General features: G+C 73.7%; 22 protein-coding genes. 11 read left to right on the top strand and 11 right to left on the bottom strand.

From position 1 onward, the window contains the following. The first annotated feature begins 2 nt into the window (after positions 1-2). Positions 3-503 carry a C40 family peptidase gene (locus ACEZDG_RS17690; RefSeq protein WP_380510087.1) on the top strand — a complete coding sequence of 167 codons (501 nt, stop codon included), beginning with the start codon at positions 3-5 and terminating at the stop codon, positions 501-503. Here the strand turns inward: ACEZDG_RS17690 and ACEZDG_RS17685 are convergent, their stop codons facing one another. Next, positions 504-1,496, bottom strand: coding sequence for a Gfo/Idh/MocA family protein (locus ACEZDG_RS17685; protein WP_380510084.1), 993 nt, complete (start codon positions 1,494-1,496; stop codon positions 504-506). 114 nt (positions 1,497-1,610) lie between these two features. Between ACEZDG_RS17685 and ACEZDG_RS17680 the strand changes: the two genes are divergently transcribed. Next, entirely contained in the window at positions 1,611-2,438 is an 828-nt protein-coding gene (locus tag ACEZDG_RS17680) for a hypothetical protein (protein WP_380510081.1), read from the top strand. Here the strand turns inward: ACEZDG_RS17680 and ACEZDG_RS17675 are convergent. Genes ACEZDG_RS17675 through ACEZDG_RS17665 form a run of 3 tightly spaced genes read right to left on the bottom strand, consistent with a single transcriptional unit; the run spans position 2,413 to position 4,762 of the window. Continuing rightward, positions 2,413-3,606: an 8-amino-7-oxononanoate synthase gene (locus ACEZDG_RS17675; protein WP_380510078.1), complete on the bottom strand. Its 1,194-nt coding sequence runs from the start codon at positions 3,604-3,606 to the stop codon at positions 2,413-2,415. The two genes, ACEZDG_RS17680 and ACEZDG_RS17675, sit on opposite strands and share 26 nt — an antisense overlap. After that, on the bottom strand, positions 3,603-3,794 hold the full coding sequence (locus ACEZDG_RS17670) for a hypothetical protein (RefSeq protein WP_380510075.1): 192 nt from the start codon (positions 3,792-3,794) through the stop codon (positions 3,603-3,605). The genes ACEZDG_RS17675 and ACEZDG_RS17670 overlap by 4 nt, the downstream gene beginning before the upstream one ends. 26 nt (positions 3,795-3,820) lie before the next feature. Beyond that, entirely contained in the window at positions 3,821-4,762 is a 942-nt protein-coding gene (locus tag ACEZDG_RS17665; protein WP_380510072.1) for a hypothetical protein, read from the bottom strand. A 176-nt stretch (positions 4,763-4,938) separates the two neighbouring features. Here ACEZDG_RS17665 and bioB point away from each other — a divergent pair, with 176 nt between their 5' ends. From bioB to bioD, 3 genes are read left to right on the top strand one after another with little or no spacing between them, the layout of a single operon-like run. Next, positions 4,939-6,042 (top strand): biotin synthase BioB, encoded by a 1,104-nt coding sequence (gene bioB / locus ACEZDG_RS17660; protein ID WP_380510069.1) that lies wholly within the window; start codon positions 4,939-4,941, stop codon positions 6,040-6,042. Continuing rightward, positions 6,039-7,331 (top strand): adenosylmethionine--8-amino-7-oxononanoate transaminase, encoded by a 1,293-nt coding sequence (locus ACEZDG_RS17655; RefSeq protein ID WP_380510066.1) that lies wholly within the window; start codon positions 6,039-6,041, stop codon positions 7,329-7,331. The genes bioB and ACEZDG_RS17655 overlap by 4 nt, the downstream gene beginning before the upstream one ends. 6 nt (positions 7,332-7,337) lie before the next feature. After that, the gene (gene bioD, locus ACEZDG_RS17650) at positions 7,338-8,084 is read left to right on the top strand and encodes a dethiobiotin synthase (RefSeq protein ID WP_380510063.1); all 747 of its coding nucleotides are present in this window, start codon (positions 7,338-7,340) and stop codon (positions 8,082-8,084) included. Here the strand turns inward: bioD and ACEZDG_RS17645 are convergent. After that, entirely contained in the window at positions 8,074-9,012 is a 939-nt protein-coding gene (locus ACEZDG_RS17645; protein ID WP_380510060.1) for a chitinase, read from the bottom strand. The two genes, bioD and ACEZDG_RS17645, sit on opposite strands and share 11 nt — an antisense overlap. 400 nt (positions 9,013-9,412) lie before the next feature. Between ACEZDG_RS17645 and ACEZDG_RS17640 the strand changes: the two genes are divergently transcribed. After that, the gene (locus ACEZDG_RS17640; RefSeq protein ID WP_380510057.1) at positions 9,413-10,171 is read left to right on the top strand and encodes an ABC transporter ATP-binding protein; all 759 of its coding nucleotides are present in this window, start codon (positions 9,413-9,415) and stop codon (positions 10,169-10,171) included. 14 nt (positions 10,172-10,185) lie between these two features. Then, positions 10,186-12,759 (top strand): FtsX-like permease family protein, encoded by a 2,574-nt coding sequence (locus tag ACEZDG_RS17635; RefSeq protein ID WP_380510054.1) that lies wholly within the window; start codon positions 10,186-10,188, stop codon positions 12,757-12,759. Between the two features lie 26 nt (positions 12,760-12,785). Here ACEZDG_RS17635 and ACEZDG_RS17630 read toward each other — a convergent pair whose 3' ends face one another. Both ACEZDG_RS17630 and ACEZDG_RS17625 read right to left on the bottom strand, forming a co-directional pair. Then, positions 12,786-13,961, bottom strand: a complete 1,176-nt coding sequence (locus ACEZDG_RS17630; protein ID WP_380510051.1) for a PQQ-dependent sugar dehydrogenase — start codon at positions 13,959-13,961, stop codon at positions 12,786-12,788. Between the two features lie 83 nt (positions 13,962-14,044). Then, a complete protein-coding gene (locus tag ACEZDG_RS17625) occupies positions 14,045-14,467 on the bottom strand; it encodes a GNAT family N-acetyltransferase (protein ID WP_380510048.1) in 423 nt (140 codons plus the stop codon). Between the two features lie 118 nt (positions 14,468-14,585). Here ACEZDG_RS17625 and ACEZDG_RS17620 point away from each other — a divergent pair, with 118 nt between their 5' ends. After that, positions 14,586-15,803, top strand: coding sequence for a type ISP restriction/modification enzyme (locus ACEZDG_RS17620; protein ID WP_449341733.1), 1,218 nt, complete (start codon positions 14,586-14,588; stop codon positions 15,801-15,803). On the opposite strand, the gene ACEZDG_RS17615 is transcribed toward ACEZDG_RS17620, so the two are convergent. Next, on the bottom strand, positions 15,685-16,731 hold the full coding sequence (locus ACEZDG_RS17615; protein ID WP_380510042.1) for a DMT family transporter: 1,047 nt from the start codon (positions 16,729-16,731) through the stop codon (positions 15,685-15,687). The genes ACEZDG_RS17620 and ACEZDG_RS17615 overlap by 119 nt on opposite strands. Before the next feature lie 47 nt (positions 16,732-16,778). On the opposite strand from ACEZDG_RS17615, the gene pdxR reads away from it, so the two are divergent. Both pdxR and ACEZDG_RS17605 read left to right on the top strand, forming a co-directional pair. Next, positions 16,779-18,203 (top strand): MocR-like pyridoxine biosynthesis transcription factor PdxR, encoded by a 1,425-nt coding sequence (gene pdxR / locus ACEZDG_RS17610; protein WP_380510039.1) that lies wholly within the window; start codon positions 16,779-16,781, stop codon positions 18,201-18,203. A 120-nt stretch (positions 18,204-18,323) separates the two neighbouring features. Then, on the top strand, positions 18,324-19,565 hold the full coding sequence (locus ACEZDG_RS17605) for an ROK family protein (RefSeq protein WP_380510036.1): 1,242 nt from the start codon (positions 18,324-18,326) through the stop codon (positions 19,563-19,565). On the opposite strand, the gene ACEZDG_RS17600 is transcribed toward ACEZDG_RS17605, so the two are convergent. Both ACEZDG_RS17600 and ACEZDG_RS17595 read right to left on the bottom strand, forming a co-directional pair. Then, positions 19,469-20,269, bottom strand: coding sequence for a GntR family transcriptional regulator (locus ACEZDG_RS17600; protein ID WP_380510033.1), 801 nt, complete (start codon positions 20,267-20,269; stop codon positions 19,469-19,471). The two genes, ACEZDG_RS17605 and ACEZDG_RS17600, sit on opposite strands and share 97 nt — an antisense overlap. Positions 20,270-20,364: 95 nt before the next feature. Then, entirely contained in the window at positions 20,365-20,874 is a 510-nt protein-coding gene (locus tag ACEZDG_RS17595) for an SRPBCC family protein (protein WP_380510030.1), read from the bottom strand. A gap of 72 nt (positions 20,875-20,946) precedes the next feature. On the opposite strand from ACEZDG_RS17595, the gene ACEZDG_RS17590 reads away from it, so the two are divergent. Beyond that, the gene (locus ACEZDG_RS17590; RefSeq protein WP_380510027.1) at positions 20,947-21,474 is read left to right on the top strand and encodes a gamma carbonic anhydrase family protein; all 528 of its coding nucleotides are present in this window, start codon (positions 20,947-20,949) and stop codon (positions 21,472-21,474) included. Positions 21,475-21,497: 23 nt separating this feature from the next. Here the strand turns inward: ACEZDG_RS17590 and ACEZDG_RS17585 are convergent, their stop codons facing one another. Further along, positions 21,498-22,598, bottom strand: a complete 1,101-nt coding sequence (locus ACEZDG_RS17585; RefSeq protein ID WP_380510024.1) for a glycosyl hydrolase family 18 protein — start codon at positions 22,596-22,598, stop codon at positions 21,498-21,500. Between the last annotated feature and the right edge of the window lie 76 nt (positions 22,599-22,674).

Here is a 22,674-nt window from a genome sequence, read left to right as displayed (position 1 = left end):
GCATGACTGCGTCCGTTCGCACCCATGCCCTGAAGCAGGACCGCACCGCCGGCAGGAACAACAGCCGCCGCTGGCGTGCAGGCGTCACCTCCGTGCTCACCCTGGCCGCCGTGGCCGGTGGCACCCTGCTGGGCAGCGGCTCGGCGGACGCCGCGACGATCGAGGCCAAGGCCCTGAACATCGCGGCATCCAAGCACGGCGACCCGTACCGCTACGGGTCCGCGGGCCCCAACCGCTTCGACTGCTCGGGGCTGACGTACTACTCGTTCAAGCGCGCCGGCAAGACCCTGCCGCGCACCGCGCAGGCCCAGTACAACAAGGTCCACCACATCTCCAAGGCCAGCCTGCGCCCCGGTGACCTGGTGTTCTTCCACTCCGGCCGCTCGGTCTACCACGTCGGCATCTACGCCGGCGGCGGCAAGATCTGGCACGCTCCGCACACCGGTTCGTACGTCAAGCTGGAGAAGATCTGGACCAAGTCGGTCTACTACGGCCGCATCTGATCACTCCCCCGGGTAGACCACCCCGATCTGCGCCCGGGCGGTGTCCAGGATCTCCATCACCTCGACCGTGTCCTGCCAGCGCATCAGCGGGCTCTCCACCAGGCCCTCGCGCAGGCAGCGCATGGCCTCCTCGGCCTCGTGCACAAAGCCGATCCCGGTGTAGGGGATCCGGAAGACCTCCGGCTCCACGTCGTCACCGGTGCCCCGGTAGAGGCTGAACGAGTCCGGGCGCAGGAACAGCGGCGGCACCTCGATCCGGCCCGCCGAGCCGCCGACGAAGGCGCGGCCCGGCGTGGCCGAGGTGATGCCGCAGCTGAGCGTGGCCAGGGCGCCGGAGTCGTAGCCGAGCAGCAGCGCGGTGTTGGCGTCCACGCCCTCCGGGGTCAGCGAGGCCCAGGCGGACACCGTGGACGGGCTGCCGAGCAGCAGATGGGCGAAGGAGACCGGGTAGACGCCCAGGTCCAGCAGCGCTCCCCCGCCCAGCGCGGGGTCGCGCAGCCGGTGCGTGGGCGCGAAGTCGCCGGGGAAGGCGAAGTCGGCGTGGACCGTGCCGACCTCGCCGATGGCGCCTTCGGCGACCAGGTCGAGCAGCTTCCTGATGGCCGGGTTGCAGCGCATCCACATGCCCTCCATCAGAAAGGCGCCGTTCTTGCGGGCCAGCTCGGTCAGCGCGCGGGAGCTGGCGGCGTCCAGGGTGAACGGCTTCTCGCAGAGGACGGCCCTGCCCGCCTCCAGGCAGAGCGCCGTGGCCTCGTAGTGGGCGTGGTGCGGGGTGGCGACGTAGATGATGTCCACGCCGTCGTCGGCGGCGAGCTCGGCCCAGCTGCCGTGGGCGCGGGCGATCCCGAAGCGGTCGGCGAACGCCTGTGCGGACTCCTGGCTGCGTGAGCCGACCGCGACGACCTCCGCGTCGGGCAGCAGCTGCAGGTCCTGGGTGAAGTCGGCGGCGATGCCGCCGGTGGCGAGGATGCCCCATCGGATCTTCTGAGTCATGGGCCCATCCCATCACCCCCGGGTGAGCGACGTGAAGGCGCGGGGGCGGCGGGTCCGTGCCGTCTCCGCAGGGTGCGGCGTTAGCAGGGCATGTCTGTCTTTCATCGCGTCGTCGTGCGTACAGTCCTCGCAGCCGCCGCCGGGCTACTGCTGGCCGGCTGCGCCGCGCCGCCCGACGCCGCCCGGTCCCCGTCCCAGGACATGCCCCCGGCCGCCGCGGTCCTGTCCGCCGCGGCGCCGACCACCGGGCTTTCCGCGTCCGCCGGCGGCTACTGGCTGGTGTCGGCCACCCCTGAGCCGACGGCGGTGCGCGCGGTCGACTACCGGTTCCAGGTGCTCGCCCCGGACGGCAGCGCGGTGACCTCCTTCCTGGGCGGCGACGACAGCGCCCGGGTCTACGCCGTCCGCTCGGACCTCACCGGGCTGCGCCGCACCGTCCCGGCCAACCTGGGCGAGGGAGTGTGGAGCGCGCGGCTCGGCGAGCTGGACCCCGGCCTGTGGCGGATCTATGTGGCGTTCGCACCGGACGGCGGCCCGGGGTCCAGGCTGCTGCTGAGCCGCACCCTGACCGTCCCGGGCCCCGGGGAGACCAGCCCGCTGGACCCGGTGTCGGCCACCGCCTCGGTGGACGGGCTGACGCTGCGGCTCGGCGGACGGCCGGTGGCCGGCCGGCCCGCGCTGCTGCGGCTGACGGTGACCCGGCCGGCCGTGCAGCTGGAACCGCTGGACGGCGGCTACGCCCAGCTGACCGCGGTCAGGGACGGCGATCTCGCGCTGGCGCCGTTCACCCCGCTCACCCCCGCGCTGGCGATGGCCGGCGGGCCCACCGCCGAGTTCCGGGGCCGCTTCCCCGAACCGGGCGCCTGGCGGGTGTTCGTCCAGTTCCGGACGGAGGGTCAGCAGCACACGGCGACGTTCACCGTGCGGGTGCGGTCCCGGTGATCAGCCGCACCGCGCGGGCGATCTGATCGTCCGTGAGGTCGGCCCGGGCGGTCAGCCGCAGCCGGGACCAGCGGTCGGGGACCGACGGCGGGCGGAAGCAGCCGACCAGCAGCCCCCGTTCGCGGCAGGCGGCGGCCCAGGCCAGCGCCGCCTCCGGGCTGTGCACCCGGACCGACACCACGGCCGCGTCCGGTACCGAGACGTCGAGGCCGGCCGCGGCCAGCCGCGAGGACAGTTCCCGGGCGACCTGGCGGGCCCGCTCGGCGCGTTCCGGTTCCTCCCGGAGCAGCCGCAGCGCGCCCAGCGCGGCGCCGACCGACGCGGGGGCCAGGCCGGTGTCGAAGATGAAGGTGCGGGCGGCCTGCACCAGGTGCTCGATCACCCGGCGCGGGCCCAGCACCGCGCCGCCCTGCGAGCCCAGCGACTTGGACAGGGTCACCGTCGCCACCACGTCCGGCGCTCCGGCCAGACCGGCCGCGGCAAGCGCGCCGCTGCCGCCGGGGCCGAGCACGCCCAGCCCGTGCGCGTCGTCGACCAGCAGCGCCGCGCCGTGGTCCCGGCAGGCGGCGGCATGGGCGGCGAGCGGGGCGGCGTCACCGTCCACCGAGAACACCGAGTCGGTGACCAGCAGCGCGCGGCGCTCGGGGCGGGCCGCCAGTTCGGCCCTGACCGCGTCCGGGGAGCGGTGGGCGACCCGGGCCACCCTGGCCCGGGCGAGACGGCAGCCGTCGATCAGCGACGCGTGGTTCAGCGCGTCGGAGACGATCACCGTGCCGGCCGCCGGGTCCGGGTCGACCAGGGCGGTCAGCGCGGCGAGGTTGGCGGTGTAGCCGGAGGAGAAGACCAGCGCGGCCTCCGCGCCGCAGAAGGCGGCCAGCTCGGCCTCCAGCTCGGCGTGCAGCTCGGTGCTGCCGGTGACCAGGCGGGATCCGGTCGCGCCGCCGCCCCAGCGGAGCGCGGCGTCGGCCGCGGCCCGGGTCACCCGGGGGTGCCGGACCAGGCCCAGGTAGTCGTTTCCGGCCAGGTTCAGCAGTTCCTCGTCGGCGGGGCGCGGACGCAGGGTACGGACCAGGCCGGCGCTGCGGCGGCGGTCTGCGGCGGCGTCCAGCCAGTCGAACGGGGCCTCGGCGGTGCGGTTGCCGCCGCCGGTGTCGTCGGTGGCGGTCATCCCGAGCACGCTCCGCGCTGCGCCTGCTGCCACTCGCAGCGCGGGCACAGGGTCGCACCGCTCACCGTGGCCGGGTGCTCGGTGGGCTCGCCGCAGAGCACGCAGTCGGCGACCGGCACCCCCGGCTCGGCCGTCGCAACGGCGGGGACGGACGGCAGGTCGGTAGCGCAGTACGGTTCGGGCTCCACGCCAGCGATCGTACCCGGGCGGTTCGCTAGGGGGTGGGGGCGGCACTGGCCGGGGGCTGGTCCGGCTCCCAGGCGAGTGCGGCGGCCACCGTGTAGGAGAGGTACCAGGTGGGGGTGTCCAGGTCCGGGCTCGCCGGACGGCCGTCGGCGAAGGCGGACTGAACCACCGTCACCACCCGGCCCACCGCGGCGATCTGGACCCTGGTGGCCGCGTTGGCGGGATCGTGCGAGACCGGCGGCGGAGCGGCGGTCGTGGTGGGGGTCGGCGTCCCGGTGCCGGACGGCGAGGCGGTGGTGCCGGTCCCGAGGCCGGGGCCGTGGCCGGGCTGCAGGTTCGGCAGGATCCCCGCCGCCGCCGAGGCCAGGCCGCCCGCCGGGGTGCCGACCGGCTGCGCGGCGGTCGCCGGAAGCCCGGCCCCGGGCTGGCGGAACAGCAGGTCCGCCACCGCGGCCCCGGGCCGCTTCAGCGTCTTCGCCACCAGGCTCGCCGCGGCCGGGTCCGGGTAGTAGAGGACCGTGACCGAGGAGTAGACCGCCTGATCGTCCTGCCGTACGTAGTCGGCGGTGAGGTAGCCGGCGCAGCCCTGGGTCACCGTCACCGGGGCCGTGGCCGCGAACACCAGGCCGCAGTCGGCGGTCTTCGCGTCCAGTGCGTAGCGGCGGCCGAGGTAGCCCTCGGGGCTGGTCACCGTGACCGGGAAGGTCACGCTGCCGGGGAGGATGTCGTCGACCTGGGTCTGCCCGGCGCCGCCGACCAGCGCGTTCCGCACCCCGGCGCTGTCCTGCGAGGCCCCGTCGGCCGAGGTCTGCCGGTCCAGGTGGATCCGTCCGGCGAAGTGCACCTCGGCCCAGGTCCCGCCGGCCGCGGCCGTGGCGAGCAGGCCCAGCATGGCGAGGGTCCTCGGCACGCGTCGGCGCGCCCGGACGGTCGGCTGCACGTCGCGCTGCTGCGACCCCGTCGTGGTCATGGCGACGAGTGTATGGGGTGCCGCTGTGAGCCTGGTGGGAGGGCACCCGAAGCAGTTGGGCGGGTCCTGGAAGATCCCATTTGGTACTTCTGTGACAACCGGGCAACCCCCGGCCGCGATCTTCTGGCGGGTTCGGCAGTGGCGGCGGAGCGCCGCCGGAAGGCAGGATCGTGGTCATGGATCTGCTCGACACCCTCGTCGCCAAGGGCCTGCGCCGCGAACTACCCACCCGTGAGGAGGCCCTCGCCGTCCTGTCAGGACCGGACGAGGACCTGCTCGACCTGGTCGCCGCCGCGGGCCGCGTCCGCCGCCAGTGGTTCGGGCGCCGGGTGAAGCTCAACTACCTGGTCAACCTGAAGAGCGGGCTCTGCCCCGAGGACTGCTCCTACTGCTCGCAGCGGCTGGGCTCCAAGGCGGAGATCCTCAAGTACACCTGGCTCAAGCCGGACCAGGCCGCCGCCGCCGCGAAGGCCGGGGTGGCCGGGGGCGCCAAGCGGGTCTGCCTGGTGGCCAGCGGGCGCGGCCCGACCGACCGCGACGTGGAGCGGGTGGCCGACACCATCTCGGCGATCAGGGCCGAGCACGAGGAGGTGGAGATCTGCGCCTGCCTGGGCCTGCTCTCCGACGGCCAGGCGGACCGGCTGAAGGCGGCCGGGGTGCACGCCTACAACCACAACCTCAACACCTCCGAGGACACCTACGGCGACATCTGCTCCACCCATGACTACGCGGACCGGGTGGACACCGTGCAGCAGGCCCAGGCCGCGGGCCTGTCCGCCTGCTCCGGCCTGATCGCCGGCATGGGCGAGAGCGACGCGGACCTGGTGGACGTGGTGTTCGCGCTGCGGGCGCTGAACCCGGACTCGGTGCCGGTCAACTTCCTGATCCCGATCGAGGGAACCCCGCTGGCGAAGGAGTGGAGCCTCACCCCGCAGCGCTGCCTGCGGATCCTGGCGATGGTCCGCTTCGTCTGCCCGGACATCGAGGTCCGGCTCGCGGGTGGGCGCGAGGTGCACCTGCGCAGCATGCAGCCGCTGGCGCTGCACCTGGTCAACTCGATCTTCCTGGGCGACTACCTGACCACCGAGGGCCAGACCGGCCAGGCCGACCTGGACATGATCGCGGACGCCGGCTTCACGGTCGAGGGCGCCGACGAGAAGACCCTGCCCGGTGACCGGGCGGCTGCCGCCGAGGTCGCGGTGCCGGAGCAGGCGCCCCGTCAGGACCTGGTCTCGGTCCGCCGCCGGGGCACGGGCACCGACCTCCCGCCGAACGCGTGACCCCGGAGCAGCTGCTCGCGCTGGACCGGGCCCATGTCTGGCACCCGTACGGGGCGATGCCCGCCGCGCTCGCCCCGTACCCGGTGGAGTCCGCGAGCGGGGTGCGGCTGCGGATGGCCGAGCCGGTGGAGGGGCGGGACGAGCTGATCGACGGCATGTCCTCGTGGTGGTCCGCGATCCACGGCTACCGGCACCCGGTGCTCGACGAGGCGGTCCGGGACCAGCTGGGCCGGATGAGCCATGTGATGTTCGGCGGCCTCACCCATGAGCCGGCCGTGCGGCTCGCGGCCCGGCTGGTGGAGATCACCCCGGAGCCGCTGCGGCACGTGTTCCTGGCCGACTCCGGTTCGGTGGCGGTGGAGGTCGCCGCGAAGATGTGCCTGCAGTACTGGCGCTCGGTCGGCCGCCCGGCCAAGCGGCGGCTTCTGACCTGGCGCGGCGGCTACCACGGCGACACCTTCCACCCGATGTCGGTGTGCGACCCCGAGGGCGGGATGCACCAGCTCTGGACCGGGGTGCTGCCCCGGCAGATCTTCGCGGACGCCCCGCCGGACGGCTTCGACACCGAGCCGGATCCGGCCTATGTCGCGCGGTTGGACGAGTTGATCGGCCGTCATGCCGCCGAGACCGCGGCCGTGATCGTGGAGCCGGTGGTGCAGGGCGCGGGCGGGATGCGGTTCCACTCCCCCGCGCTGCTGCGGGTGCTGCGGCAGCTCTGCGACACCCACGGCGTGCTGCTGGTGTTCGACGAGATCGCCACCGGCTTCGGCCGGACCGGTGCCCTGTTCGCGGCCGACCACGCCGGGGTCTCCCCCGATGTGATGTGCGTCGGCAAGGCCCTGACCGGTGGTTACCTCACCCTGGCCGCCGCGCTCTGCACGACCGAGGTGGCCACCGGGATCAGCGGCGGCGAGGTGCCGGTGCTGGCGCACGGGCCGACCTTCATGGGCAATCCACTGGCCTGCGCCGTCGCCAACGCCTCGATCGAGCTGCTGCTCGCCGGTGACTGGAAGGGCGGCGTGCAGCGGATCGGCGACGGCCTGCGGCGCGGGCTGGCCCCGGCCGCCGAGCTGCCCGGGGTGCTGGACGTGCGGGTGCAGGGGGCGATCGGGGTGGTCCAGCTCGACCACGAGGTGGACGTCGCCGCCGCGACCAGGGCCGCCGCCAGGGCGGGCGTCTGGCTGCGGCCGTTCCGCGACCTCGTCTACACCATGCCGCCGTATGTGACCGGCGACGACGATCTGGCCGTGCTCTGCGCCGGGGTCGTGGCCGCCGCCGAGAAGGGCTGACACATCGTGACGATCATGCTGGTGACCGGCACCGGGACCGAGATCGGCAAGACCGTGGTCACCGCCGCCGTCGCGGCGCTGGCGCTGGCCGAGGGCCGCCGGGTGGCGGTGCTGAAGCCCGCGCAGACCGGGGTGGCCGAGGGCGAGGCCGGTGACGCGGACGAAGTCCGGCGGCTGGCCGGGGAACTGACGGTCAGTGAACTGGCGCGCTACCCCGAGCCTTTGGCACCGGCCACGGCCGCGCTGCGGAGCGGGCTGCCGCCGGTCTCGCCGGAGCAGGTCGCCAAGGAGGCGGCGCGGCTGACCGTGGACCACGACCTGGTGCTGATCGAGGGCGCCGGCGGCCTGCTGGTCCGCTACGACCAGCGCGGCTCGACTCTGGCCGATGTCCCGTCCGCGCTGCGGGAGTTGGGGCTTGAGTCCACCGTGCTGCTGGTCACCACGGCCGGGCTCGGCACGCTCAACACCACGGCGCTGACCGCCGAGGCGCTGCGCGGCCGGGGCGTCCCGCTGCTCGGCCTGGTGATCGGCGCCTGGCCGGCCACGCCCGACCTGGCCGCCCGCTGCAACCTGGCGGACCTGCCGGTGGTGGCCGGCGCCCCGCTGCTGGGCGCGCTGCCCGCCGGGCTGGTACGCCAGGGAGCGGACCGTGTCTCCCTCCAAGCCACGGCCCGCTCCTGTCTGGCACCCGCCCTGGGCGGGGTCTGGGACGGATCAGCAGGTGTCGCCCCCGCTGATCCGATCAGCCGGTGATCTTGTTGAACACCTTGGAGTAGGCGTACTTGGTGGCCTTGTCGTAGCTGTCGACCTCCCAGAACGCCAGCTCCTGCACGCCCTTGGAGGCCGCGAAGGTCTCCAGGGTGGCGGCGTTGGCCTGGGTGAAGTTCTCGTTGTCGTCGTTCTTCCCGGCGATCGGGGTCAGGCCGATCTTGTTCCAGGTCGCCGAGGCGCTGGTGCCGTAGAGCGAGGCGAGCTGCTTCTCGGTCGCGGTGGCGCCCGACTCGGCGTCCTTCAGCGCGTTCTCGCCGTCGCCGAAGTCCATGGTCATGATGTTGACCAGGTTGACGTTGACGCCCTTGCTCTTGGCGTCCTTGAGCAGGTTCAGCGCGTTGGACTCCAGGCCTGTCGCGTCGACCGGCAGGGTGTAGTCGACCTGCACCGAGGGGTTGGACTTCTGCAGCGCCGCCAGCGCCGAGTCCCGGCGGGCGATGGAGGCGGTGTTGTCCAGCGGGCTGCCCTCGATGTCGAAGTCGAGCCGGGTGATCCCGTAGGTCTTGACGACATTGGCGTAGGCGGCGGTGAGGCTGGTCACCGAGGTGCAGGTCTGCGCCAGCTCGCCGCCCTCGGCGCCGCCGAAGGAGATGATGACGTTGCCGCCGGACGACTTCAGCGAGTTCACCTGCGAGGTGAAGGCGTTCAGGGCGGCGTCGCCGTCCTCCCACTTGGGCGTGCAGCCGGACTTGGGGATCAGGAACGCCAGTGTGTAGTACTTGTCGCCGCTGGCCTTCAGGTCGGCGGCCATGTCCCCGGCCGAACTGCTGGAGAGCTCCAGGTAGGGGGCCGAGTAGTGGGTGGGGAAGGACCCCGAGGCGTGGGCCGGAAGGGCCCCGGCGAGCAGCACCAGTGCGGGGGTGAGCGCGGTGGCTGCGAGGGCGAGCGAACGCGCGGGAGACTTGGCCATGACGACCTTTCAAAACCGTTGCGGTGGGGGTGTCGATCAACTGTTAGGAAGCTTTCCTAACAGCTTGGAGAGGATCGTGGCCTCTTGCCGTGTCGCTGTCAAGGCCCCCGGAACATGTAAGAGGGCCCGGTAATTGGTGGCTGGAGGAAGGAGCGGGTCGAGGGCGGGGGCACCTCCCTGGACGAAGTCTTGGGGGAGAGTCTGGGCGGGGCGGAGGAGGGAGCCATGGCGGAGCCCTGGCGACTGACGACAACCCGGCCAGGCGACGGCCATCGGCCCGCGACGCCAGCCACCAATTACCGGGCCCTCTCAGGGCCACGCTCCTGCGTGCGGAGGATGCTGGGTGTCGGTGCCACCCCCTACGCTCGGCCGCACACAGGCCGACATCCGGGGGAACCGTATGAGCACCGCCGCAGCAGCCGCACCCGCCGCCCGCGCGGTGGGACTGACCAAGTCCTACGGCACCGGAGACACCCGCGTGGTGGCTCTGGACGCGGTGGACGTCGAGATCGAACAGGGGCGCTTCACCGCCATCATGGGCCCGTCGGGGTCCGGCAAGTCCACCCTGATGCACTGCCTGGCCGGCCTGGACAACGCCGGCTCCGGGCAGGTCTGGATCGGCGGGACCGACCTCACCTCGCTCAACGACAAACAGCTCACCCGGCTGCGCCGGGACCAGATCGGCTTTGTGTTCCAGTCCTTCAACCTGCTGCCCACGCTCACCGCCGAGGAGAACATCACCCTGCCCGCGGACATCGCCGGGCGGCGGATCGACCCCGACTGGCTGAAGCAGGTCGTGGTCACCCTCGGCCTCGGCGACCGGCTGCGGCACCGCCCCTCCGAGCTGTCCGGCGGACAGCAGCAGCGGGTCGCCGTGGCGCGGGCGCTGGCCTCGCGTCCGCAGATCATCTTCGCCGACGAGCCCACCGGCAACCTGGACTCGCGGGCCGGCGCCGAGGTGCTCGGCTTCCTGCGCGGCAGCGTGGACGACCTCGGCCAGACCGTGGTCATGGTCACCCACGACCCGGTCGCCGCCTCCTACGCCGACCTGGTGCTCTTCCTGGCCGACGGCCGGATCGTCGAGCGGCTGGCCGACCCGACCGCGGACGCGGTGCTGGCGCGGATGAACCGCTTCGACGGCACCCGGCCGACGGACTGAGGGGCGGGAGAGCCATGCTGAAGGCAACTCTGCGCGGATTCCTGGCCCACAAGGGCCGACTGGTGCTGTCCCTGCTCGCCGTGGTGCTCTCGGTGGCCTTCGTGGCCGGCACGCTGATGTTCACCGACACCATCAGCGGCACCTTCGACCGGCTGTTCCGCAACACCTCCCCCGACGTCAGCGTCACCGTGCACACCGACCTGGACAACACGCAGCCGAACTCCTCGGGCGCCGTGCCCACCCTGCCGGACTCGCTGGTGGCCAAGGTCGCCGCGGTGCCCGGGGTGGCCGCCGCCCGGCCGGGGGTCGGCGTGTCCGGCATCACCCTGGTCGACGCCGGCAACCACGACATCGGCTCGGTCGGCGGGGCCCCGACCATCGGCGTCAACTGGGTCCCCACCTCCAAGTCCGTGGTCACCCTGACCTCGGGCGACGCACCGGCCGGCGACGGCCAGGCGGTGATCGACGCCGACACCGCGAAGAAGCACCACCTGGTCATCGGTCAGCAGCTGCGGGTGATCGCCGCCCCCGGCAGCTTCCCGGTCCGGATCACCGGCTTCGCCACCTTCAACACCACCAACCCCGGCGCCACCCTGGTCTTCCTGGACACCGCGACGGCGGAGCAGCGGCTGCTCGGACAGGCCGGCCAGGTCACCTCGGTCGATGTGACCGCCGCGCCGGGCGTCTCCGACGAGGTGCTGCAGCAGCGGGTCACCGCGGTCGTGGGCAGCGGATACGACGTCAAAACGGCGGCCCAGGCCGCCAAGGACTCCGCGCAGCAGCTCGGCGGGTTCCTCAGCGTGATCAAGGACGCGCTGCTCGGCTTCGCCGGGATCGCGGTGCTGGTCGGCATCTCACTGATCCTCAACACCTTCTCCATGCTGGTCGCGCAGCGGACCAGGGAGCTCGGACTGATGCGGGCGCTCGGCGCGAGCCGGCGCCAGGTGAACCGCTCGGTGCTGGTGGAGGCCCTGCTGCTGGGCATCATCGGCTCCACCCTCGGGCTGCTGGTCGGCATCGGGCTGGCCCAGCTGCTGATCAAGCTCATCGGCGGGGCCGGCATGCAGCTGAAGGGCAGTGAGATCGCCTTCCGCTGGCCCACTCCGGTGGCCTCCTACGCGGTGGGCATCATCGTGACCGCCGTCTCGGCCTACCTCCCGGCCCGGCGGGCCGGGTCGGTGTCGCCGATGGCCGCGCTGCGGGAGGCGGACACACCCGGGCAGGGCGCACCGCTGCGGCGGCGGGCCTGGCTCGGCGGCTCGGTGCTGGCGCTCGGCGCGGCGGCGCTGGTGGCGGCGTCCGCGCTGCACGCGGCCGGTACGGCGGCGGGATACCTGGGGCTGGGCATCCTGCTGTCGCTGATCGGCCTGATCATGACCGGGCCGCTGCTGGCCCGGCCGGTGATCCGGGTGCTGGGCGGCTGGTTCCCGGCGGTGTTCGGCTCGGTCGGCGCGATGAGCCAGCGCAACGCCCTGCGGAACCCGCGGCGGACCAGCGCCACCGCGTCCGCGCTGATGATCGGACTGGCGCTGGTGGCCGCGCTGTCGGTGGTGGGCGCGTCGATGGCGGCGTCCTTCGACGCCCAGGTGGACAAGACCATCGGCGCCGACTTCATCGTGCAGACCGGGCAGGGCCTGCCGTTCCCGGCCGAGGTCGGGACGGCGGTGCAGGGCGTGCAGGGGGTCGGCCTCGTGGTCCACGCCCAGGCCACCCAGGCCAGGGTGGCACCCTCGACCGGGGGCACCGAGAGCCGGACCACGCTGCTCGGCACCACGGCCGGGCTGGAGCAGGTGGTGCACCTGGAGCTGCGCTCCGGCAGCATCGCGGCCGGGACGGCCCCCGGCGCGGTGATGATCGGCTCCACCTACGCGGACGCCCACAAGCTGGGCGTGGGCGACAAGCTGAATGTGCGCTTCCCGGAGGGGCAGCAGGTGACGCTGACCATCGGCGCCGTCGACGTGGTCGACCCCGCCAACCTGGGCGGCGTCGGCAACAACCCGGTGGTCAGCACCGACACCCTGCGCAGGTACGTGCCGGGTGCGCTCGACAGCACCCTGTTCGTCGATGTCGCCAAGGGCGCGGACAAGAGCGCGGTGAAGACCGCGCTGACGACCGCCCTCGCCGACAACCCGCAGGTCAAGGTGCGGGACCAGGCCGACTACAAGAAGCTGATCCGGCAGTCGATCGACATCCTGCTGAACCTGGTCTACGGGCTGCTGGCGCTGGCGATCATCATCGCGGTGCTGGGGGTGGTGAACACCCTGGCGCTGTCGGTGGTGGAGCGGACCCGGGAGATCGGGCTGATGCGGGCGATCGGCATGTCGCGCCGTCAGCTGCGGCGGATGGTCCGGCTGGAGTCGGTGGTGATCGCCCTGTTCGGGGCGGTGCTGGGGCTGGCCCTCGGCCTGGTCTGGGGGCTCGCCGCGCAGCGGCTGCTGGCCCTGAAGGGGATGCAGGCGCTGTCGATCCCGTGGACCACGGTGATCGCGGTGATGGTCGGGGCGGCGCTGGTCGGCCTGCTCGCCGCGCTCGCGCCTGCGGCGCGGGCGTCCCGGATGAACGTCCTGGGCGCGATCGCCCACGAGTAGCGGACGGACCGCGTCCTGCGGCTGACCTAACGGACGGTCAGGCGCAGGATGCGGTCGTCGGCGGGGCGGGGGGTGCCGCGGCCGTCGGTGTTGCTGGTGGTCACCAGCAGGGTTCCGTCGGTGTCCGCCAGCACACTGCGCAGGCGGCCGTAGCTGCCGTCCAGGAAGGACGCCGGAGCGGCAGCCGTCTTCGCACCGGCCAGCGGGATCCGCCACAGCCGCTCGCCCTTCAGCCCGGCCATCCAGACGCATCCGGCGGCGAAGGCGATGCCGCTGGGCGAGTCCTCCTCGGTGCCGAACTGCGCCACCGGGCTGGTGTACTTCGGGTTGGAGGTCCTGCCCTGGGTGGCCGGCCAGCCGTAGTTGCGGCCCGGAAGGATCAGGTTCAGCTCGTCCGCCTCCCGGTCTCCGAACTCGGAGGCCCACAGCCGCCCCTGCGGGTCCCAAGCCAGGCCCTGGACGTTGCGGTGGCCGTAGCTGTAGACCACCGATCCGGCGAAGGGGTTGCCGGCCGGCGGCGGCTTGCCGTCCGGGGTCATCCGCAGGATCTTGCCGCCCAGCGAGCCCAGGTCCTGGGACAGCGCGGTGTTCCCGGTCTCGCCGGTGCCCGCGTAGAGCATCCCGTCCGGGCCGAAGGCGATCCGGCCGCCGTTGTGGTGCACGCCCAGCGGGATGCCGCTGAGCACCGCCTGCGGTGTGCCCAGCTGGTGTCCGGCGGCCTTGGCGGGGTCGTAGGTCATCCGGGCGATGCGGTTGTCGGAGCCGGTGGAGTAGTACGCGTACACCAGCCGGTCGGTGGCGTAGCGCGGGGACAGCGCGATGCCCAGCAGCCCGGCCTCGCCGCCCGCGTCCTTGTTCGACACCACGTCAGGAACGGTTCCGGCGAGGGTCGTCGCGCCGGTGGCGTGGTCCACCCGGTGGATCCCGTAGGTGTCCCGGGAGGACACCAGCAGGCTGCGGTCCGGCAGCAGGGCCAGCCCCCAGGGCACGTTGATCCCGGTGGCCACCGTCCCGGTCACGGTGACCGCGCCCTTCGCCGCCGGGGCACCGGACGACGGCGCAGCGCTGGTGGGCGGCGGTGCGGTCGTCGGAGCGGGCGGCAGCGAGGAGGGGGAGGGCGACGGAGTACTACCGCCGCCGCTGGACGAGCAGGCGGACAGCAGCAGCGCCGCCGTCCCGGAGACGAACACTCGTCGGCGCATGGCGTCCTCCCGGGTTCGATCGCGGCCTGCTGCCATCGTCCCGCACACCCGGTGCGAATCGCCGTACTGACACCTGATCAGCCTCAGCCCAGTGGCCTGGTCCAGCGGCTCCACTGCGGTTCGGGGGCGTAGCCGGCCGCCTCCCAGGCGCTGCGGCCCAGTGCGTTGCGGTCGAGCACCATCGCGTCGGCGCGTCGGCCGCCGAGGGCGACGAAGCGCTGGTGGGCGGCGTCCAGCAGGGCGCGTGCTACGCCCTGGCGGCGGGCGTCCGGGGCGACCGCGAGCCGGTAGAGGTGGCAGCGCCAGCCGTCCCAGCCGGCGATGACCGTGCCGACGAAGCGGCCCTCCCGCTCGGCGATGATCACGGCGTCGGCGTCCCTGGCGATCAGGCGGCCGACCCCGGCCTCGTCGTCGCTGATGCTGGTGCCCTCGGCGGCGGACTTCCAGAAGTCGAGCAGCGCGGACACGTCGGCGGGGGTGGCGGAGCGCAGGGTGAGATCGTTCATGAGCCAGGGTTAGCAGGTTGAGCTGGGCGTTCTCCAGTCAATATCGGCCGGTCGGACCGGCTCGGTACGATGTCCGCGGGAGGTGCCAGTGGACCGAGCGCCGCTGCTCAGCGAGCTGATGCCGTGGTCCGTGGCCGGACTGCGGACCGGGCGCGGGTGGGTTGTCTCGCCGTATCCCGAGGTCCTGGTCGCGCGCTGGCAGCGGTTGGCCGAGGCCGCGCCGGAGCGCCGCGCCGCCCTGTTCGGACCGAGCCGGTCGCGGACGGTGGACAGCTCGGTCGCCCAGCTGCCGGGCCAGTCCACCAGCAGCAACCGGCTCTCCCGCGAACCGGGACCGTGCCCCGCGCCGGTGCAGATCCGGCACGGGGCCTTCGACCGGCTCTGGCTGCTGCCGGACCAGCGGCTGCTGGACCAGGCCCGCCCCGAGCTGTGGCGGGTCGCCGACCAGGCCCAGGTGTTCGCGACGGTGCAGCCGCAGGACCCGGACGGGCCCGTGCTGACCTTCTCGGCCGAACTGCCGGACGGCCACCGCGGCAGGGGCAGCGGGCGGATCCATCCGCTGTACCGCCGCCCGGGCGGCCGTGAGCCCAATCTCGCACCGGGGCTGCTGCGCCGGCTGGGCCGGGTGCTCGGGCTGCGGGTGACCGCCGAGGACCTGCTCGCCTGGATCGCCGCGACCACCTCCACCGAGCAGGACGGCCAGGACGGCCCCGACCGCCGCAGCGGCGAGGAGGTCCCGGTCCCGCTGCCCGCCGACCCCGGGCTGTGGACCGAGGGCGTGGCGCTGGGACGGCGGCTGCTGTGGCTGCACAGCTTCGGCGCCCGCTACGGCGACCCGGCGGCCGGCCGGCCCATCGGACGGCCGCGGATGCCGGGCGGGCGGCGGCCCTTCGTCCGGGAGCGGATCAGCGGCTCGCCGGACACCCTCGGTTACGAGCCGGAGACGGAGTCGGTGCTGCTCGGGGACGGACGGCTGGCCCCGGTCGCGGCGGCGGCCTGGGAGTTCCGGGCGGGCGGCGAACCGGTGCTGGCCGAGTGGTTCGCCCGGCGGGTGCCCGACCCGGAGGCGCAGCCGGGCTCGCTGGAGGCGCTGGGGCTGAGCGGCTGGCCGCAGCAGTCCACCGCGGACCTGGTGGATCTGGCGACGGTGCTGACCCTGCTCGCGGACTGCCGCCCGGCGCTGCGGGAGCTACGGGCGGCGCGGCGCGGGCCGTGGGTCAGCGCCGCGGAGCTGACAGCGGCGGGGGTGCTGCCGGTCCCGGGGTGGTGCCGCCGCCCGGCGTCGGTGCTGCTGCATCAGGAGGAAGGGCCGGAAGGCCAGTTCGCCCTGCTCTGACCGGTGCCGTCGGCACCGGCGCGGCCGCCGTCGTCCCGGCCCGCAACCCGGCCGCGACACCCGCCGCGACCAGCAGGCTGCCCAGGACCTGGCCGAGGCCCAGGCTGCCGGTCCCGACCAGCGGCGCGGTGGCCGCGGCGGCCACCGGGATCAGCCCGGGGAACAGCCCGGCCCGCTCGGGCCCGAGCCGCTGCACCCCCGAGTACCAGGCCCAGAACGCGAGCACGGTCACCGGCAGCGCCATCCACAGCAGCGCCGCCCCCTCCTCCGCCGTGGGCAGCCGGAAGGCCGCGCCGCCCCGGAGCAGCAGCCCCAGCAGCAGCGCCTGGACCGTGGCCACCGCACAGGCGCAGCCCGCGAGCAGCATCGGGCCCAGCGGCCTGATCAGCGGGACCGAGACCAGGCCGAAGGCCACCTCGCCGAGCAGCGCCAGCAGCGAGTAGCCGAGCCCCGCGCCGTCGGTGCGGCCGAGGCCCTGCACCACGGCGGCCCCGGCCACCACCAGCAGCGCCGAGCCGGCGATCCGCGGGGACGGCCGCCGCCGTTCCAGCAGCGGCGCCAGGATCGCGATCACCAGCGGCGCACAGCCCACGGTCACCCCGGGGACGGCCGGCTCCGCGGTCCGCTCGGCGGCGATGACGGCGAGGTTGAAGCCGACCATCCCGGCCGCGGCGACCAGCGAGACCCGCAGCCACTGCCGCGGGCGCAGCCGCCGTGCCGGGGCGAGCCCGGCCGGGCTCCGGGCGGCCAGGAGCAGCAGGACGGCGGCGGCCAGCCCGTAGCGCAGGGCCTGGCCGCCCAGCGCGGGATAGCCGCCGAGCAGGCTCATCGCCACGAACGAGGTGCCGATGAGCATGGCCGCGCCACCGGCGAGGGCGGCGGCGGCGGAACTGACGGGGGAAGGGGTGTGGACGGATCGGCTCTGCATGGATCGAGCCTCGCCGCCCCGACTGGTCCACGATAAGGTCCATTCCCGTGCCGAGTTCATGGACCACTTCGCCGCCGCCACCCGCCCCCTCCCCCGCCTGGGAGCTGCTGCTGCCCGCCGCCTCCGGGCCGCCGCGCGGCCGGGGCCGGGAGCTGGGCGCGGCCCTCCGCGCCGCGGTGCGGGACGGCCGGCTCGCGGCCGGGACCCGGCTGCCGTCCAGCCGGGATCTGGCCCGGGATCTGCGGGTGTCCCGCGGCCTGGTCAGCGAGCTGTACGGGCAGCTCACCGCGGAGGGCTATCTGACCAGCCGTCAGGGGGCCGGCACCTGGGTGGCCGCGCTGAGCCCGCCGTCCGCGCCGCCGCGTCCCCGGCCGGATCCGGCCCGGCCCGCCCCGGTGGTGGACTTCCGGCCCGGGCTCGCCGACCTCTCCGCCTTCCCCCGGACGGCCTGGGCCGCCGCGCAGCGGGCCGCGCTGGCCGAACTGCCGGACGCCGCGCTGGACTACCCGGACCCGCAGGGCCTGCCCGCGCTGCGCGCCGCGCTGGCCGAACTGCTGGGCCGCAGGCGCGGGGTGGTGGTCGCCCCGGAGGGGGTGATCGTCTGCTCCGGGGTGGCCCAGGCGCTGACCCTGCTCGGCCGGGTGCTCGCCGCCCGGGGGCAGCGGACCGTGGCCGTCGAGGATCCCGGCAGCGTCTCGGTGTACCCGCTGTACCGCGCGGCGGGCCTGCGTCCGGTCCCGGTGCCGGTGGACGGGGAGGGGCTGGTGCTGTCCGCGCTGGCGGCCAGTGGGGCGCGGACGGCCGTGCTCACTCCGGCGCACCAGTTCCCGACCGGCGTGGTCCACTCCCCCGCGCGCCGGGCCGCGCTGCTGGACTGGGCCCGGCGGGTGGACGGCCTGCTGGTCGAGGACGACTACGACGGCGACTTCCGCTACGACCGGGCGCCGGTCGGCTCGCTCCAGGGGCTGGCCCCCGACCTGGTCGCCTACACCGGCTCGGTCAGCAAGTCGCTCGCCCCCGGGCTGCGGCTGGGCTGGCTGCTGCCGCCCGCGCGGCTGCTGCCCGAGCTGGTCGAGGCGAAGCGGGTCAGCGACCTCGGCAACAGCGTCACCGAGCAGGCGGCCTTCGCCGGCTTCCTGCGAAGCGGGCGCTACGACCGGCAGCTGCGGCTGTGCCAGCGCCGCTACCGCGAGCGCAGGGACGCGCTGATCGGGGTGCTGGCCGAGGTCCTGCCCGAGGTGCGGATCAGCGGGATCGCGGCCGGGCTGCACCTGATCGCGGAGTTCCCTTCCCCGGTGCCGCCCGAGCTGTGCGCCCGGGCCGGGGTGCGGCTGCGGCCGTTGGGCGACTACACCGCGAGCGGCGCGCCGACGCCGCGGCGCTTTGTGCTGGGCTACGCCCATCTGGGGACCGCCGAGATCGTCCGGGCGGTCCGGCGTTTGGCCGAAACGTGGCGCAGTGTTGCCGTTTGATACCGAAGCCGTTCATGAGCAGCACAAATGCTCGCGGCTTTGGACCACGCCCGGATACGATCCGGCTACCCCCGGCGACGACGGCGGACGGGTCCGGACGCGGATGTGAAGGGCGGAGAGTTGGCACAGCTCACCGGCGGGGACTCCTCGCTGCTGCGGCGGATCAACTCCGCCGTGACACTGCACGCACTGCGCGGGGGCGACACCCTGACGCTGACCCAGCTGGTCGGGGACACCGGGCTGTCCCGTCCCACCGTCGAGGGCGTCATCGAGGGCCTGATGGAGTCCGGCCTGGTGGTCGAGGTCGAGCCGGACACCGGGCGCCGCACCGACAGCATCCGCCAGCGCGGCCGTCCGGCCCGCCACTTCCGCTTCCGCGCCGAGGCCGGGCACCTGCTCGGCATCGAGATCGGCACCCATGGCGCGCGGGCCGCGCTGTCCGACCTGACCGGCCGGATCCTGGGCTCCTACGCCCGTCCGATCGACGAGTCCACCGGCGCGACCGAGCGGCTCGCCCTGGTCCGGGCCACGGTCGCCGAGCTGCTGCGCCGTTCCGGGGTGTCCAGGGACACGCTGTGGGCGGTCGGCGTCGGCACGCCGGGCGTGGTGGACACCGAGGGCGTGGTGCGGCTCGGCACCGCGCTGCCCGGCTGGACCGGCCTCGAGCTGGGCGCACGGCTGCGCCGCTCGTTCCGCTGCCCGGTGCTGGTGGAGAACGACGCCAACCTGGCCGCGATCGGCGAGCACTGGCAGGGCGCGGCCGTCGGCATGGGCGATGTGGTGTTCGTCCTGGCCGGGCTCAGCCCGGGCGCGGGCTCACTGATCAACGGACGGCTGCACCGCGGCTTCGGCGGCGCGGCCGGGGAGATCGGCTCGCTGCACCTGCTGGGGCGCGAGTCCAACCCGGCCCAGCTGCTGTCCGCCCCCAGCAAGCCGATCGACCCGCTGGACGAGGCCGCGGTGGCCCGGGTGCTGCGGCTGGCCGAGCAGGGCGACCAGGTCGCCCTGGACGTACGCGACCGCTTCCTGGCCCGGCTGGTGCGTGACGTCGCCGCACTGGTGCTGGCGATCGACCCGGAGGTCGTGGTCATCGGCGGCTGGGCGGCCGGGCTCGACGGCGTCCTGGAGCCGCTGCGGGAGCAGCTCGGACGCTTCTGCCTGCGGCCGCCGGAGGTGCGGCTGTCGACGCTCGGTGACGAGGTCATCGCCACCGGCGCCCTGCGCCTGGCGCTGGAGCACGCCGAGGAGCAGCTGTTCTCGGTGGATCAGGAAGCGGTGCGGACCTCGGCCGGGTCGGCGGCGGGCGTGACGTCCACGATGCCGGAGGCGCCGAAGGTCAGCCGGCACATGTCGGCGCGGTAGGTGGAGACGGCGACCGCGGCGATTCCGCCCTGGGCCTGGTAGCGGGTGGTCAGCACCAGCACCGGGGTGCCCGGCGGGCGGTCGAGCAGGCGGGCCTGCTCCTCCTCGGCGACACCGAGCTCCACCGAGCGGGACTCGCCGTCCAGCTCCAGGCGCTGCAGCTGCCGCAGCACGGAACGGGCCCGGCTGGAGTCGGCGATGCTGGACTTGGCGAAGATCGCCGGCACGTGCGGCACCACGGCGTCGGGCACGTAGAGCGTCTCCGCGCCGATGGCCTGGCCGTGCATCATCCGCAGTCGGCGCACGGTGTGCACCGGCTCGTCCGCCGGGACGCCGAGCGCGGCGCAGACCGCGGCGGGCGCGGGGAGCGACTGGGCGTCGACGATCCGCCAGCTGTCCCGGCCGGTGCCGGGCCAGCCCTCGGCGGCCTCGCTCACCGGGACGCCCATCCGCGGCGCGGCGACCAGCGTGCCGATGCCGCGGCGGCGGACCAGGCGGCCCTCCAGCTCCAGCTGGTCCAGCGCCTGCCGCAGCGTGGCCCTGGCGACGCCGAAGCGGGCGGACAGGTCGCGCTCGTTGGGCAGCACCTCGCCGGTGTTGAACTCCGAGTCGAGTGCACGCACCAGGACGGTGCGCAGATGCCAGTACTTGGGCTCCGGCGCCGTCGCGGCAACCGTCCCGTTCGCGGCCTGTGTGGTCCCCACCCTGTCCTCCGCCTGTGCGTCCGTGACGCTGGTTATTTATGAGTCCTTATTTCTTAAAGGACCCTGCACTAAGGCGACAGTAGGGGCAGCCCCGATCATTGGTCAAGACCAATGCGGGTCCGAGCGCACACGGAGAGATAGTGCGTCAATCCCTTGCGCCCATTTTTCATCATCAGGGCGTGATTGAGACGAAATGCGGGGCGCCCCGGCAGGGCCAGCCGCCGCATCAGCGGCCGGTGCACCTCGACGTCTTCTTCGAACACGGCGACCGAACCACCGTCGCCGCGTGAGGTGACGGTCCACCGGGTGGTCCCCTCCAGGTCGCCGGTCAGCCGCGCCTCCAGCACCCCGGCCGCCGGGTCCTGCCGCGATTCGCTTGCCACGACCGCCAGTTCGTACGGCAGCAGGGAGCGGAACCGCATCAGTCCTGTGGTCGGGTCCAGCTGCCGCACCTCGCGGATCTCCGGCCACCAGACCGGGTAGCGGCGCGGGTCGCCGAGCACGGCGTAGACCCGCGCGGGCGGTGCCGGGAGGTCCCAGAGGGTGGTGAAGCGGTAGCGGTGCAGCTGGAAGCCGGAGGGCCCACCGGGGAGCGCGGTCGTCATCCCCCGAGTGTCCCCCCGGCGGCGATAACGTGGACATCAACCCTCTTCATCCGATTGTCCCAGGAGCACGACATGGCCGACCCCCTGATCTCCGCCGTCGCCGGACGGACCCCCACCGTGGACGCCGACGCCTTTGTCGCGCCCAACGGCGTGGTGCTCGGTTCGGTCACGCTCGCCGCGGGGGCGAGCGTCTGGTACGGAGCGGTGCTGCGCGGCGACTGCGAGACGATCTCGATCGGCGCCGATAGTAATGTACAGGACAACTGCTCGGTGCATGCCGACTTCGGCTTCCCCGCGGTCGTCGGCGCAAGGGTCTCGGTGGGCCACAACGCGGTGCTGCACGGCTGCACCGTCGAGGACGACGTGCTGGTCGGGATGAGCGCGACCGTCCTCAACGGCGCGGTGATCGGCGCGGGCTCGCTGGTGGCGGCCGGCGCGATGGTGCCGCAGGGGATGCGGGTGCCGCCGGGCTCGCTGGTCGCCGGGGTGCCGGCCAAGGTGAAGCGCGAGCTCACCGACGAGGAGCGGGCCCACATCAAGCTCAACGCCGAGTGGTACGTGGCCCTCAGCGCGCAGCACCGCGAGGCCTTCGGGCTCTGACGGTGCCTCGGTTCGACGGTGCGTCAGCCGGTGAACCAGGGGTTGCCGCCGCCCAGCGACCAGACCGAGACCTTGGTGACGCCCAGTGAGGTCAGCACCGCCAGCTTGGTGTTGAGCGCGGTGCTGTCCACGTAGTCGTACAGCGTGCCGCCGGAGACCCAGCGGATCTCGCCCGAGGAGGGGTCGCGGCGGGCGGCGATCGTGGACGGGTCGCTGGAGAAGCCGGGGCTCTGCCTCATGTCGCTGAACTGGATGTTGCCGGTGACGTTGTCCAGGTCGCACGGGTCGGGCGCGCTGATGCCGTAGGAGGGCAGGCCGATCACCAGCCGGGAGTGGTCCGGCACCTTGCTCTGGGCGTACTGGGTCACCTGCTTGAGCCAGGCCAGCGGGGTGATCGGCAGGCAGCGGGCGCCCGGCGCGGTGTCGAACTCCTCGTCGTACGCCATGACCTCCAGCTCGTCCACGCCGGTGGCGCTGACCGCCGCGTAGTCGTAGAAGGAGGCGTTCTCGGTCATCGCCGGGGCGTCGACCAGCAGCTTCTTGCCCTGGGCATGCAGCGAGGTGGCCAACTGGCTCAGGAACACCTTGTAGTTGGCGAAGTCCTGGCTGCTCCAGGACCAGTAGTCCTCCAGGTCCACGTCCACCCCGCTGAGGTCGGCGCCGACCACCAGCGAGGTGAGCTGGGAGACCGCGCTGCCGCGGTTGGCGCTGCTGCTGACCAGGGCGTGCACGTCGGCGGTGGTCATCCCCGAGACGGTCGGGTACTGGTAGGCGGAGTGCGCCTTGAGGTCGGCGACATTGGCGGCGCTGTAGGCGTTGCACAGGCCGCTCGCCGCGGTCTCCAGGGTGACCTTGCCCTTGCCGGTGACCGACCAGTACTCCGGTTTGAGCGCACCGCCGCGGACCCGGTTGTCGGCGTACTCGGACGGCGCGGTGCACTGGGTGTCGCCGGGCGACCCGGGGTAGAGCCAGGTCTCCAGCGCCACCCCGGAGGCCGCGGCGGGGGTCACCGCGGGGGCAGACCGCGGCGAGGTGGTCCCGGCGTCGGCGGAGCCGAGTCCGATACCGACGGCGGCGACCGCGCAGGCGGCAGCGGCGGTGAGAACGAGCGTGCGACGAAGCATGATCCATCCCTTCGGAGGGCGTGCGGGATCACCGCGCCGACCGGGAACGGCCGACACGGGTTCGTACGGGGGCAGC

The organism is Streptacidiphilus alkalitolerans, from assembly GCF_042511045.1.
GTDB lineage: Bacteria > Actinomycetota > Actinomycetes > Streptomycetales > Streptomycetaceae > Streptacidiphilus > Streptacidiphilus alkalitolerans.
This window is presented reverse-complemented; position numbering and strand designations above follow the sequence as displayed.

Coding starts and splice junctions, on each gene's coding strand:
- ACEZDG_RS17625 (WP_380510048.1), bottom strand. CDS start 14,467: ATGAACGATCTCACCCTGCGCTCCGCCACCCCCGCCGACGTGTCCGCG.
- bioB (WP_380510069.1), top strand. CDS start 4,939: ATGGATCTGCTCGACACCCTCGTCGCCAAGGGCCTGCGCCGCGAACTA.
- ACEZDG_RS17665 (WP_380510072.1), bottom strand. CDS start 4,762: ATGACCACGACGGGGTCGCAGCAGCGCGACGTGCAGCCGACCGTCCGG.
- ACEZDG_RS17630 (WP_380510051.1), bottom strand. CDS start 13,961: ATGCGCCGACGAGTGTTCGTCTCCGGGACGGCGGCGCTGCTGCTGTCC.
- ACEZDG_RS17640 (WP_380510057.1), top strand. CDS start 9,413: ATGAGCACCGCCGCAGCAGCCGCACCCGCCGCCCGCGCGGTGGGACTG.
- ACEZDG_RS17585 (WP_380510024.1), bottom strand. CDS start 22,598: ATGCTTCGTCGCACGCTCGTTCTCACCGCCGCTGCCGCCTGCGCGGTC.
- ACEZDG_RS17635 (WP_380510054.1), top strand. CDS start 10,186: ATGCTGAAGGCAACTCTGCGCGGATTCCTGGCCCACAAGGGCCGACTG.
- ACEZDG_RS17675 (WP_380510078.1), bottom strand. CDS start 3,606: ATGACCGCCACCGACGACACCGGCGGCGGCAACCGCACCGCCGAGGCC.
- ACEZDG_RS17645 (WP_380510060.1), bottom strand. CDS start 9,012: ATGGCCAAGTCTCCCGCGCGTTCGCTCGCCCTCGCAGCCACCGCGCTC.
- ACEZDG_RS17615 (WP_380510042.1), bottom strand. CDS start 16,731: ATGCAGAGCCGATCCGTCCACACCCCTTCCCCCGTCAGTTCCGCCGCC.
- ACEZDG_RS17595 (WP_380510030.1), bottom strand. CDS start 20,874: ATGACGACCGCGCTCCCCGGTGGGCCCTCCGGCTTCCAGCTGCACCGC.
- ACEZDG_RS17590 (WP_380510027.1), top strand. CDS start 20,947: ATGGCCGACCCCCTGATCTCCGCCGTCGCCGGACGGACCCCCACCGTG.
- ACEZDG_RS17685 (WP_380510084.1), bottom strand. CDS start 1,496: ATGACTCAGAAGATCCGATGGGGCATCCTCGCCACCGGCGGCATCGCC.
- ACEZDG_RS17690 (WP_380510087.1), top strand. CDS start 3: ATGACTGCGTCCGTTCGCACCCATGCCCTGAAGCAGGACCGCACCGCC.
- ACEZDG_RS17620 (WP_449341733.1), top strand. CDS start 14,586: ATGCCGTGGTCCGTGGCCGGACTGCGGACCGGGCGCGGGTGGGTTGTC.